The sequence below is a fragment of the Bradyrhizobium sp. NP1 genome (genome assembly GCF_030378205.1).
Lineage (GTDB): Bacteria > Pseudomonadota > Alphaproteobacteria > Rhizobiales > Xanthobacteraceae > Bradyrhizobium.
Genome location: NZ_CP127385.1, coordinates 2510931 through 2527327, shown reverse-complemented (window position 1 = coordinate 2527327; position 16397 = coordinate 2510931). Strand labels below are relative to the sequence as shown.

The window sequence follows — 16397 nt, the reverse complement described above, 5'->3', positions numbered from 1 at the left end:
CATTTCCTTGCGCAATTGTGATCGCGCACGGTAGAGAAAATGCCCGCGAATCGCATGCCAAATGCGATGGCGATCACTATCTCACGCGAACTCTATTCGGACGGTGCGAACAGCCGGTCTAGATTCGCGTTCAATCCGAATCACCCTCAAGCCTTCTTCGTGAAATGCGCCTGCCCGCTGCCGATGATCTCGCTGCCCGCGATCATGACCCCCGCCTCGACTTCGTACGCGGCATCGCGATCTGGTTCCTGTTTCTGGACCATATCCCGCAAAACGTCGTCAGCCTGCTGACGCTGCGCAACTTCGGCTTCAGCGGCGCGACCGATCTGTTCGTGTTCGCGACCGGCTATGCCGCGGCGCTGCTGTACGGAAAAATGCTGCTGGAGCGCGGCTTCATTGTCATGGCTACCCGTGTGTTCAAGCGGGTCTGGCATCTCTACGCCGCCTATGTCGTGCTGTTCGTCATCTATGTCGACACCATCAGCCACGTGGCCGCGCAATATGCGGCGCCCGAGCTGATCAACGAATTCAACATCAGCGGCATCATCGACCACCCGCTGCGCATCCTGATTCACGGCCTCCTGCTGCAGGCAAAGCCGCTCAATCTCGACGTGCTGCAGCTCTTCATCGCGCTGATGGCGTTTTTTCCGCTGGCGCTGTGGGGCCTGTTCCGCTGGCCTAACCTGACGCTGCTTGCATCGATCGCGCTCTATCTCGTGGCGCGCCTGTTCGACTGGACGCTGGCGTCGTTTCCCGACGGGAGCTGGTACTTCAATCCGTTCTGCTGGCAGCTGCCGCTCGTGCTCGGTGCCTGGTGCGCGCTCGGCGGGGCGCAACGCCTGCGTGGGCTGCGCAGCACGCCGTTCGTGCGCACCGCGGCGCTGGCCTTCCTCGTCTTCGCACTCATCGTCACCGCGGCGGGAAAAGCCACCATATTCGCGAAGTTCGCCCCGGACTGGCTGCTGGAAGTGTTCCTGCCCGTCGACAGGGAGAACATCGCGCCCTACCGCGTGCTGCATCTGGTGGCGCTGGTGCTGCTGTTTGCCGACGCCGTGCCGCGCGACTGGGCCGGCTTCCGCACCCGCGCGCTGCAGCCGATCCTGATCTCGGGACAGGAATGGCTCGCCGCCTTCTGCGCCGGCGTCTTCCTTTCCTTCGCCGGCCACCTGCTCCTGATCACCGGACCGAATTCGCTTGCCATGCAGGTGTTCGTCAGCGCCGCCGGGATTTCGATCATGGCCTGCGTCGCCTACTACGTCTCCTGGTCGAAGCGGCAGGACTACAAGTCCGTGCTCGGTGCACGGTCGTGACGGAAAGCGCATTCGCGGAATCCGTCACCCACGCCGCCCCCGATCAGCCCGCTAGCCCTGCATCCGCATGAGCTGATCCATCGGCATCATGTTGTGATTGAGGTTCGCCATGATCCAGAGCGAGCCGCCGATCACCAGAAAGACGATCAGCAGGCCAAAGGCGAGCGCCATGATATTGTTGGTGTTGTCCGGCCCGGTCGTGATGTGGAGGAAGAACACCAGGTGCACGCCCATCTGGGCGATCGCGAGCACGACCAGCGCCACCGGGATCGACGGCTGCCAGACCAGGTCGGTGCCGGCAATGAAGAACGAGGTCGCGGTCAAAAGCACCGCAAGCCCGAAGCCAATGACGTAGCCGAGCAGCCGCGGGCCGATGCGGACTTCCTCCTCATCGCCCGGCGCAAGATCGGCACGATGGTGCAGATCAGCCTCGCTCATGCGGCGCTCCCGATCAGATAAACGACGGAGAAGATCGCGACCCAGATGATGTCGAGCGCGTGCCAGAACAGCGCAAAGCACAACAGCCGCCGCATGATATCGGCGCGAAAGCCCTTGGCGAACACCTGCGCCATCATGGTGAGCAGCCAGAGAATGCCCGCCGACACATGCGCGCCATGACATCCGACCAGCGTGAAGAACGAGGTGAGAAAGGCGCTGCGCGTGGGACCGGCGCCGCGCCCGACGAGATCGGCGAATTCGCGGAATTCGAGCGCGAGAAAACCAAGCCCGAACAGGCAGGTCACCGCCATGCCGAGCTGGTACCAGCGGGCGTCGCGCAGGTCGGCGGCGATCATCGCAAGCCCGCAGGTGAAGCTCGACAGCAGGAGAAAGGCGGTTTCCGCCGCGACGCTTCTAAGATCGAACAGCTCCGAGCCCTTCGGCCCGCCGGCGATCTGTCCCAGCAGCACCGCATAGGCGGCGAAGAAGCAGGAGAACATCACGATGTCGGAGAGCAGGAAGATCCAGAAGCCGTAGCCGGTGACGATCCGCTTCGACGCGGGGCCCTCATGCTCCATGGCCTCCGCCTGCATGCTGCGCAGGTGATGCGGATCGCCGTGGCCGTAGGCAACCGTGGTGTCGACCATCACGGGCTCCCTGCCAGGCTGACGAGCTTGCGCCGTTCCTCGATATTGGCGCGATCGATGCGTGCGACCTCCGCCGCGGGAATGATATATTCGTCATGGTCGCGCCAGGCGAACACCACGAACGTCGCGAAAGCGCCGATCCCGCCCAGCGCGACCATCCACCAGATGTGCCAGATCAGCGCAAAGCCCATCACGGCGGCAAAGAACGCGCACACGAAGCCGGTCGGCGAATTCCGGGGCATTTCGATGTCGCGATATTCCGGCTCCTTCGGCTCGAGCAGTCGCTGCTTGGCGTGGCCCTTCATGTCCCAATAGGCATCTTCGCCCCGCACGTCGGGCGAGATGGCGAAATTGAAAGCCGGCGGCGGCGACGACGTCGCCCATTCCAGCGACCGGCCGTCCCAGGGATCGCCGGTCGTATCGCGCAACTGTGCGCGGTGGCGAATGCTGACGGCAAGCTGCAGGACCTGAAACACGATAGCAACGGTGAGCAGAATGGTGCCGATTCCGGCGACGATCATCCACGGCCGCCACGCAGCAACGTCGTAATGCTGCATGCGGCGCGTCATGCCCAGCAATCCCGCCGCGTAGAGCGGCACGAAAGTGACGTAGAAGCCGACCAGGGTGAACCAGAATGCAGCCTTGCCAAGCCCTTCGTGAAGGCGGAAGCCGAACGCCTTCGGAAACCAGTAGGTATAGCCGGCGAAGGCGCCGAACAGCACACCGCCGATGATCACGTTATGAAAATGCGCGACCAGGAACAGGCTGTTGTGCAGCACGAAGTCGGCCGGCGGCACCGCGAGCAGGACGCCGGTCAGCCCGCCGAGCATGAAGGTCACCATGAAACCGATCGCCCAGAGCATAGGCGTCGTGAAGCGGACCTTGCCGCCATACATCGTGAACAGCCAGTTATAGATCTTCACGCCGGTCGGCACCGCGATGATCATGCTGGCGATGCCGAAGATCGCGTTGACCTCGGGCCCCGCCCCCATGGTGAAGAAATGATGCAGCCAGACCATGAAGGAGATGACGCAGATCGCCATGGTGGCGAGCACCATCGAGCGGTAGCCGAACAGCGATTTGCTGGAGAAGGTCGAGACCACCTCGGAGAAGATGCCGAACGCCGGCAGCACCAGGATATAGACCTCCGGATGTCCCCATGCCCAGATCAGGTTCATGAACATCATCATGTTGCCGCCGGCTTCATTGGTGAAGAAATGGAAGCCGAAATAGCGGTCGAGCATCAGCATCGTCAGCGTCGCGGTCAGGATCGGAAAGGCCGCGATGATCAGCAGATTGGACGCCAGCGTGGTCCAGCAGAACATCGGCATGCGCAAGTAGGTCATCCCACGGGTGCGCAGCTTCAGCACCGTGGTGACCAGGTTGATGCCCGCAACCAGGGTGCCGACGCCGGAGATCAGCAGCGACCACAGATAGTAGTCGACGCCGACGCCAGGCGAATAGGTGAGCTCCGAAAGCGGCGGAAAAGGCAGCCAGCCGGTGCGCGCGAACTCGCCGATCACGAGCGAGACGTTGACCAGGAGCGCGCCGGTCGCGGTGAGCCAGAAGCCGACCGAGTTCAGCGTCGGAAACGCGACATCGCGCACCCCGAGCTGCAACGGCACGACCAGGTTCATCAACCCGATCACGAAGGGCATCGCCACGAAAAAGATCATGATCGTGCCGTGGGCGGAGAAGATCTGGTTGAAATGCTCGGGCGGCAAATAGCCGTTCGACTGGTAGGCGATCGCCTGCTGCGCCCGCATCATGATGGCGTCGGAGCCGCCGCGCAGCAGCATGACCGAGGCGAGCAGCACATACATCACGCCGATCCGCTTGTGATCGACGCTCGTGATCCATTCGCTCCAGAGATAGGGCATGTAGCCCTTCACCAGCGCCCAGCCGAGCACGCCGAGGATCGCCACCAGCACGACCGCGGCTGCAACCAGCGGAATCGGCTGATCTATCGGAATCGCCGACCAATCGAGCTTACCGAGCATCGGTGGCTCCGAGATAGGATTGCGCGGATTGCGTGGTGATGCGCGGACCCGGGCCCGGGGGCAGATGCTGGGTCGCGATGGCGTTGAACAAGGTCGGATCTTCCAGGCGGAAGGTCGGCTTGCCGGTCGGGACCGACTGTTGCGCCAGCTTGTTATAGCTGTCCGCATTCAGGACGGTCTGGCTGTCGCGCGCCGTGCGCTCGACCCAGTCGGGAAAGGCGAGCTGCGGAACGACATGGACGTCGAACAGCATGTCCGGAAAGCCGTCGCCGGAGAAATGCGCGGACAAGCCCTGATAGGTACCCTCGTTGTCGGCACGAAGATGCAGCTTCGTGACCATGCCGTTCATGGTGTAGATCATGCTGCCGAGCTGCGGAACGAAGAAGACGTTCATCACACTGGACGAAGTCAATTCAAAGCGCAGCGCCGAACCGACCGGCACGGTCAACGTATTGACGGTTGCAATCTTCTGGTCCGGATAGATGAACAGCCATTTCCAGTCGAGCGAGACCGCCTGGACCCGGACCGGGCTGCCGGTGCCGCCAACCGGAGTGCCCGGATCGAGCTGGTGCGATCCGATCCAGGCGACGCCACTCAGAAGAATGACGGTCAGCGCCGGGATCGACCAGACCACGAGCTCGAGGCGGCCCGAATAGGCCCACTCGGGCTGATAGTGCGCGCGCGGATTGGAATGACGAAACCAGTATGCGAAGGCAAAAACAGCCACAATCGTCGGCAGGACGATCGCCAGCATGATCGCGACGGAGTCGATCAGGATCGTCTTTTCGGCGGTCGCGATCGGACCCTGGGGATCAAGGAGGTTCATCGGAAAGTCCGGCCTCGCATCAGATCGATCTGCATTTAAGCGCAGGCCGAGCCCCATGTCACCCGATATTGCGGCCAGAATCGCAGGCCAGTCCGTGCACGCGCCGCATGACAGCGCGGCCGGTTCTGAAAGACGCTGGCCCGCGGCGAATCAACTATAAGAATTTGCTACAATTTTGCAGCCTGCCGGTACCTCGCGGATGAATGCAAGCGCACGCCCCAGCAACAAGGCCGTTCGCAAGGGCCTCGCCCATCTGAACGCCGGCCGCGCGGACGAGGCGGAGCGGCTGTTCCGCAGCGTGCTCAAGACCGAGCCCGGCAATGCGGAAGCTAATCACGCACTCGGCACGCTGGCTGTGCAGCAGGGCAATCTGCCGCTCGCGCTCGGTTTCCTGACCAAGGCACTGCAGGCGAACCCGCAGGAAGCGCGGCACTGGCTGTCGTTTGCGGAAGCGTTGATGCAGGCCGGCTCGATCGGCGATGCACGCGCCGTGATCGAGAAGGCGATGATGCGCTTTTCGAGCCCGGAGCTTGTCGGGCTGAGACAGCGGCTTGAACAGGTCGAGCGCTATCAGCGCGCCGTCGACCATCACCAGTTGAGGCAATTCGCGGAAGCCGAAGCGCTCTATGCCGCCATTCTTTCCGTCGATCCCGCGCACGCCGACAGCCTGCACATGATCGGTCAGCTCGCCACCCAGACCGATCGCGTCGATGTCGGCATTCAGCTGATCGAACAGGCGATCCGGCTGAAGGCGGACGTCGGGGCCTATCACTGCAGCCTCGGCAACGCGCTGGCCGCACGTGGACAGCACGAGGAGGCGCGTCAGAGTTTTATGCGCGCGATCGAGCTGGAGCCGACCCTTCCCGAAGCACATGTCGGCCTCGGCAATGTGTGGCGGTCTTTGGGCCACCTGGATAAGGCCGCGGCGCAGTTCGAGGCCGCCATCGCCACAGGCGTCAACACGGCCAACGCGCATAACAGCCTCGGCGCGCTGCTGTTCGATCTCGGCAGGCTCGAGCAGGCCGCAATCCAGCTCACCGAGGCGATCCGGCAGAAGCCGGACTTTGCAGAGGCACACAACAACCTCGGCAATGCGCATCGCGAGATCGGCCGGCTCGACGAATCCGTGCGGCACTATCAGGAGGCGATACGGCTCAAGCCAGGCTTCGCGGGGGCCTGGAGCAACCTTGCGGGCGCGCTCAAGACACGCGGCCTGATCGTCGAGGCCGTCGAGCACTACAAGGCCGCCATCCGCCTGCAGCCGGATTTCGTCCACGCCTACAACAACCTGATCATGCTGCTCGGCTACTCGGCCGACGTCCCCCATGAAATACTTGTCGACCATGCCCGCCAGTTCAACAATGACGTCGCAGCGCCGGTGTTGCGGTCCCGCCCCTTCACCAACGCGCCCGATCCCGATAGGCGGCTGCGGATCGGCTATGTCTCAGGCGATTTTCGCGACAACGCGGTCAACTATTTCTTCGAGCCGCTTCTCGCCCATCACGACAAGCGCGATTTCGAGTTCTTCGCCTACGCCAACATGCTCGCCGAGGACGCGATCACGGCGCGGCTGAAGCCGAACTTCGACCACTGGCGCAACATCCGCAATTTGAGCGACGACGCGGCCTGCGATCTGATCGAGGCCGACCGCATCGACATCCTCATCGACATGTCCGGCCATATCGCCGGCAACCGGATCATGATCTTTGCGCGCAAGCCCGCGCCGGTCCAGGCAACCTGGCTCGGCTTCACTACGACGACGGGCGTCGCGGCGATCGACTACCGGATCACCGATCCCTTTGCCGATCCGCCCGGGATGACCGAACACCTCAACACAGAAACACTGTGGCGACTGCCCTCGACCTTTTGCGTCTACCAGCCGCGACCCGGCGTCGCCGATCCGATCGACCATCCGCCTCGCGAGGACAACGGCTACACGACGTTCGGCTGCTTCAACAATTTCACCAAGGTCACCGATCGCACGCTGAAAGGCTGGTCCGAGATCCTCGCCCGTGCGCCGGACGCTCGCCTCTTGCTGGAGATCATCGGCATCGACAGCGCCGATTTCCGCCGCGAGACGATGGAGCGGCTGGAGCGGCACGGCTTCCCGCTCGATCGGGTGATCCTGGAGCCGCGCAAGCGCTCCAACCAGTACGTGCTCTACAACAGGATCGACGTCGCGCTCGATCCGTTTCCGTTCAACGGCGGCACCACGAGCATGGACGCGCTGTGGATGGGCGTTCCGGTCGTTACGCTCGCGGGCGCGTATTTCACCGCGCGCATGGGGGTGACGATCCTCAGCAATGTCGGCCTGCCCGAACTGATCGCGCAGACCGAGGCGAGCTATGTCGATCTCGCGGTCGAGCTGGCGACCGACGGCGCGAAGCTGCGAACGGTCCGGCACAATCTGCGCCAGCGGATGGCGGCAAGCCGCGCGATGGATTTTGCCGCCTTCGCCCGCGACATGGAAACGGCCTATCGCGAGATGTGGCGGATCTGGTGCGACAAGCAGGTCCCGGCCGTCAGCCGCGAACAGTGACCGCTTCGATCGCCTTCCACAGCGCGATCGTGTCGCGATACCAATGTTGCGGCGAAGCGTCCGCACCGAGCCATTCCCGGCACAACGCCGACAAGACCGGCACCCTGCGATCAAAGCCATCGGCACCGACCGGGTCGTCGAACGGATCCGACCGCGACAGCCGGATGCCGGTCGCCGGCGCGGTCACGGCGAATTCGGCCGGTTCGGCACGCGAGCGAAGCTCGACCGTGCAGCGCGCGCCGCCACCTGCGGTGATTGTCGCGCGCCAATCCTCCGCCTCGTCCGGATCGGAGGCGGCGATCGCAGATGCCTCCACCCGGTCGAACCCGAGGCGCGCCAGCAGGCCTATGAGTTGAATGCCGTAGAACCGCAGCGCGCCGCCGCCTTCGGAGTGGAGGCGCTTCCAGTTCGCCTGCTTCGTTGCATAGTGATGCGCGCGGAACGTCCACCGCATACCGATGTCATCGCGCGATGCGCCGGGCCGTGCGACGAGGTCGCGCCCCCACCCGGTGAAGGGGAACGTGTAGCCGACCCGGACAATCCGGCCTGACGCCTCGAGCTGGTCCTGAAGCCGCATCGCCGCATCCGGCCCCGGCGCCAGCGGCTTTTCCAGGAGCAGTCGCCGGACGTTCGGCTTTGCCAGCAACTCCGCAATGAGGTCAGCCTGATCGACCGGCCGGCGCGCGACGATCACGGCCGCCGCGCCGGCAACGGCTTCCCTCTCGTCGACAGCCCAGGACACTCGCGTCGCCAGCGGCGCAAGCTCCACGCGGCGCGCGACGATCGAGCGGTAGCGTTCGGCAAGCACGACGTCCGCGCCGAGCCCGAGCACGGCCGGAAGGTAACCGTAGAGCCCGAACCCGCCGCCGAGGATCGTGACCCTCATGGCGCAAAATCGGCGGGCGCGATGATGTCGATGATCTCGCCTGTAAACCCGCGGCCGCGCAGATAGGTTTCGATCTCGCCCGCGATATGCCAGGCCATGTTGACCAGCGGCGCGACGCGCTTTTCGGCCGGAAAGTCGTCGTCGGAAAACACCGGGATCCGCGTTCCCGGCACGAAATGCCCGATCTTGCCCGACCCCGGCTTTTCGTAGACCGCATCGATGCCGTCGCGGCCAAGGCCGAGCATCTTGATCGGAATGGCGGCGCGACCGGGAAAGGCCTTTGCCATCAGGGGGCCGCATTTCGCGACCGCCCGTTCGATCTGTTGCCTCTTCCTGTCGCGCCAGCGCGCGATCTCGCCAGGCATTTTTGCAAGACCGTCGCCATAGACGCTCTCCTTTTCGAAGAGAGCCGGCTCTCCTGCTTGCGGAGCGCGAGCCAGAAACACGCGGATATTGCCGCCATAGCGGTCAGGGAATTCCACGTCCGCAACGCTCATGCCGAGCGCAGCCGCGATGAAGGTGAACGACGTCGCGCTATAGGTGCGCGGGTGCTCATGATAAAAGGTGTCGAACTGGCGCTTGTCGATGATGGCGCCGAGATAGTGGTTTTCGATCACGATCCTGGTCTCGGGCTTCGACACGATCTTCAGCGCGCGGATCACGGCCGCGAGATCCTCGATATGCGCGAACACATTGGTGAACGTGACGATGTCAGGCTGCCCGAACCGGCCGGCGAAATCGTCCGCGACATCCTCGGCAAAAAACGCATTGACGACGCGATGCCCGGCGGCCGCCGCATCGGCCGCAGCACCGGTCGGCTCGATGCCGAATGTGACCGCACCGTGCTCGCGGAAGATCGACAGCAGGCTGCCGTCGTTGCAGCCGATATCGAGCACCTTTTTGCCTTCGAGATCGCCGTAGCGCGCGGCACAGGACTCGACGAGACGCCGCATGCCGTTCAGCACGTCGAGCGTCTGCCGCGATCGGTAGTGGTAGGTCGCGGGAAACAGCTCGTGTTTGGGTACCTGGAAGCGCTGATGCGCGGTGCGGCAGGTGTCGCAGAACAGGATATGGATCGGATATTCGCGACAGATGCGATCCTCGCCGATGCGCACGAGGTCATCGCACATCGGATGCGCGCCGAGATCGAGCACGGCACGGGGCGCCGCGGTACCGCAGACTTCACACCGGTCGATTTCGATCAGGCTCCGATCAGGCATGGATCGCCTGCGAAGCGCGCATCGAGCTGTTTTCCAGCACGCGATCGATCTGCGTCAGCGCCGCCTTGCGCATGTCGGCGCCGGCGGCCCATTGCCTGTACCACGCGACCGTCAGGTCCAGCGCATCACCAAGCGCCAGTGCCGGACGCCAGCCGAGCCCGCTTCTCGCCTTGCTGGAGTCGAGGCGAAGATAGGCCGCCTCGTGCGGATGCTCGCCGGCGTCATGGCGCCAGCTTGCCGTCCCGCCCCATCGCCGCACCAGCTGGTCGGCGATTTCACCGACCGTGACCTCGCTTGCGTGGTCAGGGCCGAAATTCCAGGCCTGCGCGTGCGGCTTGCCGTCGCGTACCAGCCGCTCGGCCAGCATGAGATAGCCGAGCACGGGATCGAGCACGTGCTGCCAGGGCCGGATCGCATGGGGGCTGCGGATCGAAAGCGGCGCGCTCTTCGTGAAGGCCGTCACCGCATCGGGCACCAGCCGGTCGGCCGACCAGTCGCCGCCACCGATGACGTTGCCCGCACGCACGGTCGCGACCCGCAGCGCGTCCTCGGCGGCGAAATAGCTGCGGCGATAGCTTTCGGCCACAAGCTCGGCGCAGGCCTTGCTGCTGCTGTAGGGATCGGCGCCCCCGAGCCGGTCGGCTTCGACATAGCCGCGAGCCAGGCCGGTATTCTCATAGCATTTGTCGCTGGTCACGACGATCACGGCACGAACGCCGGGCGATCGTCGCGCCGCCTCCAGCACATGCACCGTGCCGAGCACGTTGGTCGCGAAGGTGTCGACCGGATCGGCATAGGACTTCCGCACCAGCGACTGCGCCGCCATGTGCAGCACGATCTCGGGCCGGAACCGCGCGAACACGGCCCCAACCGCCGCGAGATCGTTGATGTCGCCGACGTGGTGGTCGAGATCGGAAGCCAGATCGGCAGTGACGAACAGCCCGTTGTCATGGTCGGGCGGCAGCGCCAGCCCGCAAATCGCGGCACCGAGCCGATGCAGCACCAGCGTCGTCCAGGCGCCCTTGAAGCCGGTATGGCCGGTCAGCAGCACGCGTCGGCCGCGCCAGAAGGCCTCGCTGATCACCATCGTCTCCATTTGGCGCTGTCGGACGCCCAGCACTGCTCGAGGAACGTCTTGTCGCGCAGCGTGTCCATCGGGTGCCAGAAGCCGTGATGGACATAGGCGCGCAGATCGCCGCTGCGGGCGAGAGCCTCCATCGGCCCCTGCTCCCACACCGTCTCGTCGCCGGCGATCAATTCGCCCACCTTCGGCGACAGCAGGAAGAAGCCGCCGTTGATCCAGCCGCCGTCGTCCTCGGGCTTTTCCTTGAACGTCAGCACCCGGTCGCCCTCCACCGCGATGGCGCCGAACCGCCGCGCCGGCCGTACCGCGGTGACAGTGGCTTTCCGGCCATGGGCGCGATGAAAGGCGAGCTGCGCGTGCAGGTCGATATCGGCGACGCCATCACCATAGGTGAGCGCAAAGGTCTCGTCCCCGCCGACATAATGCAGCGCGCGTTTGACGCGTCCGCCGGTCTGGGTGTCGTCACCGGTCTCGACCAGCGTGACGCGCCAGGGCTCCGCGGTCTCGCGGTGCACCTCCATGCGGTTCTCCGCCAGGTGGAAGGTCACGTCCGACATGTGCAGGAAGTAGTTCGCGAAATATTCCTTGATCTGGTAGCCGCGATAGCCGAGGCAGACGATGAAATCGTTGAAGCCGAAATGGCTGTAGATTTTCATGATGTGCCAGATGATCGGCTTGCCGCCGATCTCGATCATCGGCTTTGGCCGGACCGCCGTCTCCTCGGAAATCCGGGTCCCGAGACCACCGGCCAATATGACGATTTTCATGCGGCTGCCGCGATTGTGATGCGCCATCGGGCCGCGAATCAGCGCGTGGCAACGCCAAATACTAGTTGTGGCTGCGGCAGGCGAACAGGCGCCATCATTTTTGTGGACAAGCGTGGCTTCACGACCACATTCCTTTCCGAATGTTAAGGCGACAAGTGCCTGTGAAACCGTCCAAAATGTCGCGCCTTCCAATGTCCTAAAGCGGTTAGAACGGGTAGAATTGGGGCGTTCTGAAAGCCCCTGAAACGCAGTCCTGATGGCCGGCCATGGATCAACATCTCAAGCCCCCGATTAAAGCGCCTGCGGTCGGTCCTGCGCTGAAGCAGCCGCCCCGCCGCCGGGGCTTCGTGCTGCTGCTGCTGGCCGTGCTGTTCGTGGTCGCCGGCATCGTCTGGTGGACCCGGCAAGGCAGTTCGCCACAGCCGGAGAGCGCTGGCGGCCGCCGCGGCGCCGGCAGCGCGCCGATGTCGATCGTCCCGGAAACGATCACCAAGGGCGATATCGGCATCAACCTCAACGCGCTCGGCACCGTGAGCTCGCTCGCCACTGTCACGATCCGCACCCAGATCAGCGGCTACCTGATCAAGGTCGCCTTCAAGGAGGGCGACGAGGTGAAAAAAGGCGACCTGCTCGCCGAAATCGATGCGCGGCCTTATGAAGCGGCGCTGGCCCAGGCCAAGGGACAGCTCGCCCGCGACGAAGCGCTGTTGAAGGGCGCGCAGGTCGATCTCACGCGCTATCAGGGACTGGCGGCGCAGAATGCGGTCCCGCGCCAGCAGCTCGACACCCAGATCGCCCTGGTCGCGCAGGACCAGGGCATCGTCGAGGCCGATCGCGGCGCGGTCCGCGCCGCGGAAGTGAACCTGCAATATTGCCGCATCGTGTCCCCGCTCGACGGCCGCGTCGGCCTGCGCCAGATCGACCAGGGCAACTACGTGACGCCCGGCGATGCCAACGGCCTCGTCGTCATCACCCAGATCCATCCGATCAGCGTCCTGTTCACGCTGCCCGAGGACAATCTGCAGGCGATCTCCAAGCGGCTGCAATCCGGCGCCGTACTGCCGGCCGCGGCCTATGACCGCGGCGGCGCCAACAAGATCGCCGACGGCACGCTGCAGACCTTCGACAGCCAGATCGATCCCACCACTGGGACGATCAAGCTGCGCGCGCAGTTCCCGAACGATGCGCGGACGCTCTATCCGAACCAGTTCGTCAATGTGCGGCTCCTGCTCGACACCCACAAGGACGTCACCACGATGTCGACCGCCGGCGTCCAGCGCGGCCTGCCCGGAACCTTCGTCTACCTGGTCAACGCCGACAGCACGGTTTCGGTGCGCCCGGTCAAGCTCGGCGTGACCGACGGCAACCGCGTCGAGGTCCTGTCGGGGCTGGAGCCCGGCGACCGCGTCGTGATTGACGGCGCCGACAAGCTGCGCGACAGCGCCAAGGTGATCATCCGCGAAGCGGCCAGCGCCAACGCCCCTGCGCCTGACGCCACCAAGGGACGTCCCGCCCAGCAGGGCCCCGGCGAGGCCGGCAAGCGACGATCGGAAGACGGACAGAAGCAATGAACCCGTCGCAGCCGTTCATTCTGCGGCCTGTTGCAACGACGCTCCTGATGATCGCCATCATGCTGTCGGGCATGCTGGCATTTCGCTTCCTCCCCGTCGCCGCGCTGCCCGAGGTCGACTATCCCACGATCCAGGTGCAGACCTTCTATCCCGGCGCGAGCCCCGATGTGATGACCTCATCCATCACCGCGCCGCTGGAAGTGCAGTTCGGCCAGATGCCGAACCTCAACCAGATGAGCTCGGTGAGCTCGGCCGGCGCTTCCGTCATCACCCTGCAGTTCGGCCTGAGCATTTCGCTCGACATCGCCGAGCAGGAGGTGCAGGCCGCGATCAACGCCGCCGGCAACCTGCTGCCTTCCGACCTGCCGGCGCCGCCGATCTACGCCAAGGTGAACCCGGCCGACGCGCCGATCCTCACGCTCGGCCTGACGTCGAAGACCATGCCGCTGACCCAGCTCGAGGACTTCGTCGACACGCGGCTTGCGCAGAAGATCTCGCAGCTTCCCGGCGTCGGCCTGGTCAGCATCTCCGGCGGCCAGCGGCCGGCGGTGCGCATCCGCGCCGATATCCGCAAGCTCGCGGCCTACGGGCTCAACATCGACGACCTGCGCACCACGCTCAGCAACGCCAACGTCAACACGCCGAAGGGCAATTTCGACGGCGCGATGCGCGCCTACACCATCAACGCCAACGACCAGATCCGCAACGCCGCCGACTACAGGTCGCTGGTCGTCGCCTACAAGAACGGCTCTCCGGTGCGCCTCAGCGACGTCGGCGACGTGATCGACGGCGCCCAGAACGACAAGCTCGGCGCCTGGATGAACGACACGCCGGCGATCATCCTCAACATCCAGCGCCAGCCCGGCGCCAACGTCATTTCGGTGGTCGAAGGCATCAAGGCGCTGCTGCCGCAACTGCAGGCGACGCTGCCGGCCGCGATCGACCTCAACGTCCTCACCGACCGCACCATCACCATCCGCGCCTCGGTGCGCGACGTCGAATACGAGCTGTCACTCGCGGTGATCCTGGTGGTGCTGGTGATCTTCGTGTTCCTGCGATCGACCCGCGCCACCCTGATCCCGAGCCTGTCGGTGCCGCTGTCGCTGGTCGGCACGCTGGGCGCGATGTACCTGTTCGGCTTCAGCCTGAACAATCTTTCGCTGATGGCGCTGACGATCGCGACCGGCTTCGTGGTCGACGACGCCATCGTGGTGATCGAGAACATCTCGCGCTACATCGAGGAAGGCGAGCCGCCGCTCGAGGCGGCGCTGCGCGGCTCCGAGCAGATCGGCTTCACCATCATCTCGCTGACGGTATCGCTGATCGCGGTGCTGATCCCGCTCCTGTTCATGGGTGACGTGGTCGGCCGGCTGTTCCGCGAATTCGCCATCACGCTGTCCGTCACCATCCTGATCTCGGCAGTGGTGTCGCTGACGCTGGTGCCGATGGCCTGCGCCAAGCTGCTCAGGCCCGAAAGCGAAGCGGAGGAAAATACCTTCCAGCGCCTCAGCCGCGAGGGATTCGATCGCGTCATCGCGATCTACGGCCAGATGCTGAACTGGGTGCTCGACCGCCAGACCTTCGTGCTCCTGATCGCGCTGGCGACCTTCGGCCTGACTGCCTGGCTCTACATCGTCATCCCCAAGGGCTTCTTCCCGCTACAGGACACCGGCGTGATCCAGGCGATCTCCGAGGCGCCGCAGTCGGTTTCCTATGCCGCGATGGCGGAACGGCAGCAGCAACTGGCGCGCATCATCCTGCAGGACCCCGACGTCGACAGCCTGTCATCGTTCATCGGCGTCGACGGCACCAACACCACGCTCAACAACGGCCGCATCCTGATCAACCTCAAGCCGTACGAGCAGCGCAAGTCCGACATCGCGACCGTGATGCGGCGGATCAAGGAAGCGACCGCGTCGCTGACCGGCGTCACGCTGTACATGCAGCCGGTGCAGGACCTGACGATCGAAGGCACCGTCAGCAAGACGCAGTACCAGTTCATCCTGCAGGACGCCGACCCGGCGCAGCTCAATGAATGGACGCTGAAGCTCGTCGACAAGCTGCGCACACTGCCGCAGCTCGGCGATGTCGCCACCGACATCTCGGCGCAGGGCCTTTCCGTGTTCGTCGAGATCGACCGCGACCAGGCCGCGCGCTTCGGCATCACGCCCGCCACCATCGACAACGCGCTCTACGATTCCTACGGCCAGCGCATCGTCTCGACCATCTTCACCAATTCCAACCAGTATCGCGTCATCCTCGAGGCCGACCCGGCGCTGCAGGGATCGCTGCAGTCGCTGTCGGATATCTATCTGCCCTCCTCGGTCGGCTCGGCCCTGGTGCCGCTCGCCGTGGTGGCGAAATTCCGCGAGGATATCGCGCCGCTGCAGATCTCGCATCTCGGCCAGTTCCCCTCCGCCACCGTATCGTTCAACCTGGCGCCGGGCGCCTCGCTCGGCGAGGCGGTCACCGCGATCAAGCAGGCGCAGGTCGATATCGGCCAGCCGCTTGGCGTCATCACCAGCTTCCAGGGTGCTGCGCTGGCCTTCCAGTCGTCGCTGTCGAACCAGCTCTTCCTGATCCTGGCCGCGATCGTCACCGTCTACATCGTGCTCGGCGTGCTCTACGAGAGCTTCATCCATCCCCTCACTATCCTCTCCACGCTGCCCTCCGCCGGCATCGGCGCGCTGCTGGCGCTGATGCTGGGCGGCCACGATCTCACGATCGTCGCGATCATCGGCATCATCCTCCTGATCGGCATCGTGAAGAAGAACGCGATCATGATGATCGACTTCGCGCTCGATGCCGAACGCAACGAGGGCAAGTCCCCGCGCGAGGCGATCTACCAGGCCTGCCTGCTGCGGTTCAGGCCGATCATCATGACGACGATGGCCGCGGTGCTCGGCGCACTGCCGCTGATGCTCGGGACCGGCGCCGGCTCGGAGCTGCGTCACCCGCTCGGCGTCTCGATCGTCGGCGGGCTTCTGCTCAGCCAGGTGCTGACGCTGTTCACCACGCCGGTGATCTATCTCTGGTTCGACCGCCTGGCGCTGCGCCTGGCAGGGCCGCCGGCGGACGCCGCCGGCCAGCCAAGCGGGTCGCACTAGCC

Annotated in this window: 12 protein-coding genes; 4 read left to right on the top strand and 8 right to left on the bottom strand. The window is 64.6% G+C overall.

Features of this window, described 5'->3' with window-relative positions; genetic code table 11:
* The first annotated feature begins 164 nt into the window (after positions 1-164).
* Positions 165-1310, top strand: coding sequence for an OpgC domain-containing protein (locus tag QOU61_RS12070; protein WP_289658606.1), 1146 nt, complete (start codon positions 165-167; stop codon positions 1308-1310).
* 51 nt (positions 1311-1361) lie between these two features.
* On the opposite strand, the gene cyoD is transcribed toward QOU61_RS12070, so the two are convergent.
* From cyoD to cyoA, 4 genes are read right to left on the bottom strand one after another with little or no spacing between them, the layout of a single operon-like run.
* Positions 1362-1748: a cytochrome o ubiquinol oxidase subunit IV gene (cyoD, locus tag QOU61_RS12065; RefSeq protein WP_289658605.1), complete on the bottom strand. Its 387-nt coding sequence runs from the start codon at positions 1746-1748 to the stop codon at positions 1362-1364.
* The gene (locus tag QOU61_RS12060) at positions 1745-2395 is read right to left on the bottom strand and encodes a cytochrome (ubi)quinol oxidase subunit III (protein WP_502876920.1); all 651 of its coding nucleotides are present in this window, start codon (positions 2393-2395) and stop codon (positions 1745-1747) included. The genes cyoD and QOU61_RS12060 overlap by 4 nt, the downstream gene beginning before the upstream one ends.
* On the bottom strand, positions 2395-4395 hold the full coding sequence (gene cyoB / locus QOU61_RS12055) for a cytochrome o ubiquinol oxidase subunit I (protein ID WP_289658603.1): 2001 nt from the start codon (positions 4393-4395) through the stop codon (positions 2395-2397). Before cyoB ends, QOU61_RS12060 begins: the two co-directional genes overlap by 1 nt.
* The gene (cyoA, locus tag QOU61_RS12050) at positions 4385-5221 is read right to left on the bottom strand and encodes a ubiquinol oxidase subunit II (RefSeq protein ID WP_289658601.1); all 837 of its coding nucleotides are present in this window, start codon (positions 5219-5221) and stop codon (positions 4385-4387) included. Before cyoA ends, cyoB begins: the two co-directional genes overlap by 11 nt.
* Positions 5222-5420: 199 nt before the next feature.
* Here cyoA and QOU61_RS12045 point away from each other — a divergent pair, with 199 nt between their 5' ends.
* A complete protein-coding gene (locus QOU61_RS12045) occupies positions 5421-7760 on the top strand; it encodes a tetratricopeptide repeat protein (protein ID WP_289658599.1) in 2340 nt (779 codons plus the stop codon).
* Here the strand turns inward: QOU61_RS12045 and QOU61_RS12040 are convergent.
* Genes QOU61_RS12040 through rfbF form a run of 4 tightly spaced genes read right to left on the bottom strand, consistent with a single transcriptional unit; the run spans position 7744 to position 11717 of the window.
* Positions 7744-8646 (bottom strand): Gfo/Idh/MocA family oxidoreductase, encoded by a 903-nt coding sequence (locus QOU61_RS12040; protein WP_289658598.1) that lies wholly within the window; start codon positions 8644-8646, stop codon positions 7744-7746. The genes QOU61_RS12045 and QOU61_RS12040 overlap by 17 nt on opposite strands.
* The gene (locus QOU61_RS12035; protein ID WP_289658596.1) at positions 8643-9866 is read right to left on the bottom strand and encodes a class I SAM-dependent methyltransferase; all 1224 of its coding nucleotides are present in this window, start codon (positions 9864-9866) and stop codon (positions 8643-8645) included. Before QOU61_RS12035 ends, QOU61_RS12040 begins: the two co-directional genes overlap by 4 nt.
* A complete protein-coding gene (gene rfbG / locus QOU61_RS12030; RefSeq protein ID WP_289661468.1) occupies positions 9859-10953 on the bottom strand; it encodes a CDP-glucose 4,6-dehydratase in 1095 nt (364 codons plus the stop codon). The genes QOU61_RS12035 and rfbG overlap by 8 nt, the downstream gene beginning before the upstream one ends.
* Entirely contained in the window at positions 10947-11717 is a 771-nt protein-coding gene (rfbF, locus tag QOU61_RS12025) for a glucose-1-phosphate cytidylyltransferase (RefSeq protein ID WP_289658594.1), read from the bottom strand. Before rfbF ends, rfbG begins: the two co-directional genes overlap by 7 nt.
* Positions 11718-11983: 266 nt before the next feature.
* On the opposite strand from rfbF, the gene QOU61_RS12020 reads away from it, so the two are divergent.
* Entirely contained in the window at positions 11984-13288 is a 1305-nt protein-coding gene (locus tag QOU61_RS12020) for an efflux RND transporter periplasmic adaptor subunit (protein ID WP_289658592.1), read from the top strand.
* Entirely contained in the window at positions 13285-16395 is a 3111-nt protein-coding gene (locus QOU61_RS12015) for an MdtB/MuxB family multidrug efflux RND transporter permease subunit (protein WP_289658590.1), read from the top strand. The genes QOU61_RS12020 and QOU61_RS12015 overlap by 4 nt, the downstream gene beginning before the upstream one ends.
* The last annotated feature ends 2 nt before the right edge of the window (positions 16396-16397 follow it).

Bases quoted from the DNA above. Each gene is read 5' to 3' on its own strand.
- QOU61_RS12070 (WP_289658606.1), top strand. From the start codon at position 165: ATGCGCCTGCCCGCTGCCGATGATCTCGCTGCCCGCGATCATGACCCC.
- cyoD (WP_289658605.1), bottom strand. From the start codon at position 1,748: ATGAGCGAGGCTGATCTGCACCATCGTGCCGATCTTGCGCCGGGCGAT.
- QOU61_RS12060 (WP_502876920.1), bottom strand. From the start codon at position 2,395: ATGGTCGACACCACGGTTGCCTACGGCCACGGCGATCCGCATCACCTG.
- cyoB (WP_289658603.1), bottom strand. From the start codon at position 4,395: ATGCTCGGTAAGCTCGATTGGTCGGCGATTCCGATAGATCAGCCGATT.
- cyoA (WP_289658601.1), bottom strand. From the start codon at position 5,221: ATGAACCTCCTTGATCCCCAGGGTCCGATCGCGACCGCCGAAAAGACG.
- QOU61_RS12045 (WP_289658599.1), top strand. From the start codon at position 5,421: ATGAATGCAAGCGCACGCCCCAGCAACAAGGCCGTTCGCAAGGGCCTC.
- QOU61_RS12040 (WP_289658598.1), bottom strand. From the start codon at position 8,646: ATGAGGGTCACGATCCTCGGCGGCGGGTTCGGGCTCTACGGTTACCTT.
- QOU61_RS12035 (WP_289658596.1), bottom strand. From the start codon at position 9,866: ATGCCTGATCGGAGCCTGATCGAAATCGACCGGTGTGAAGTCTGCGGT.
- rfbG (WP_289661468.1), bottom strand. From the start codon at position 10,953: ATGGTGATCAGCGAGGCCTTCTGGCGCGGCCGACGCGTGCTGCTGACC.
- rfbF (WP_289658594.1), bottom strand. From the start codon at position 11,717: ATGAAAATCGTCATATTGGCCGGTGGTCTCGGGACCCGGATTTCCGAG.
- QOU61_RS12020 (WP_289658592.1), top strand. From the start codon at position 11,984: ATGGATCAACATCTCAAGCCCCCGATTAAAGCGCCTGCGGTCGGTCCT.
- QOU61_RS12015 (WP_289658590.1), top strand. From the start codon at position 13,285: ATGAACCCGTCGCAGCCGTTCATTCTGCGGCCTGTTGCAACGACGCTC.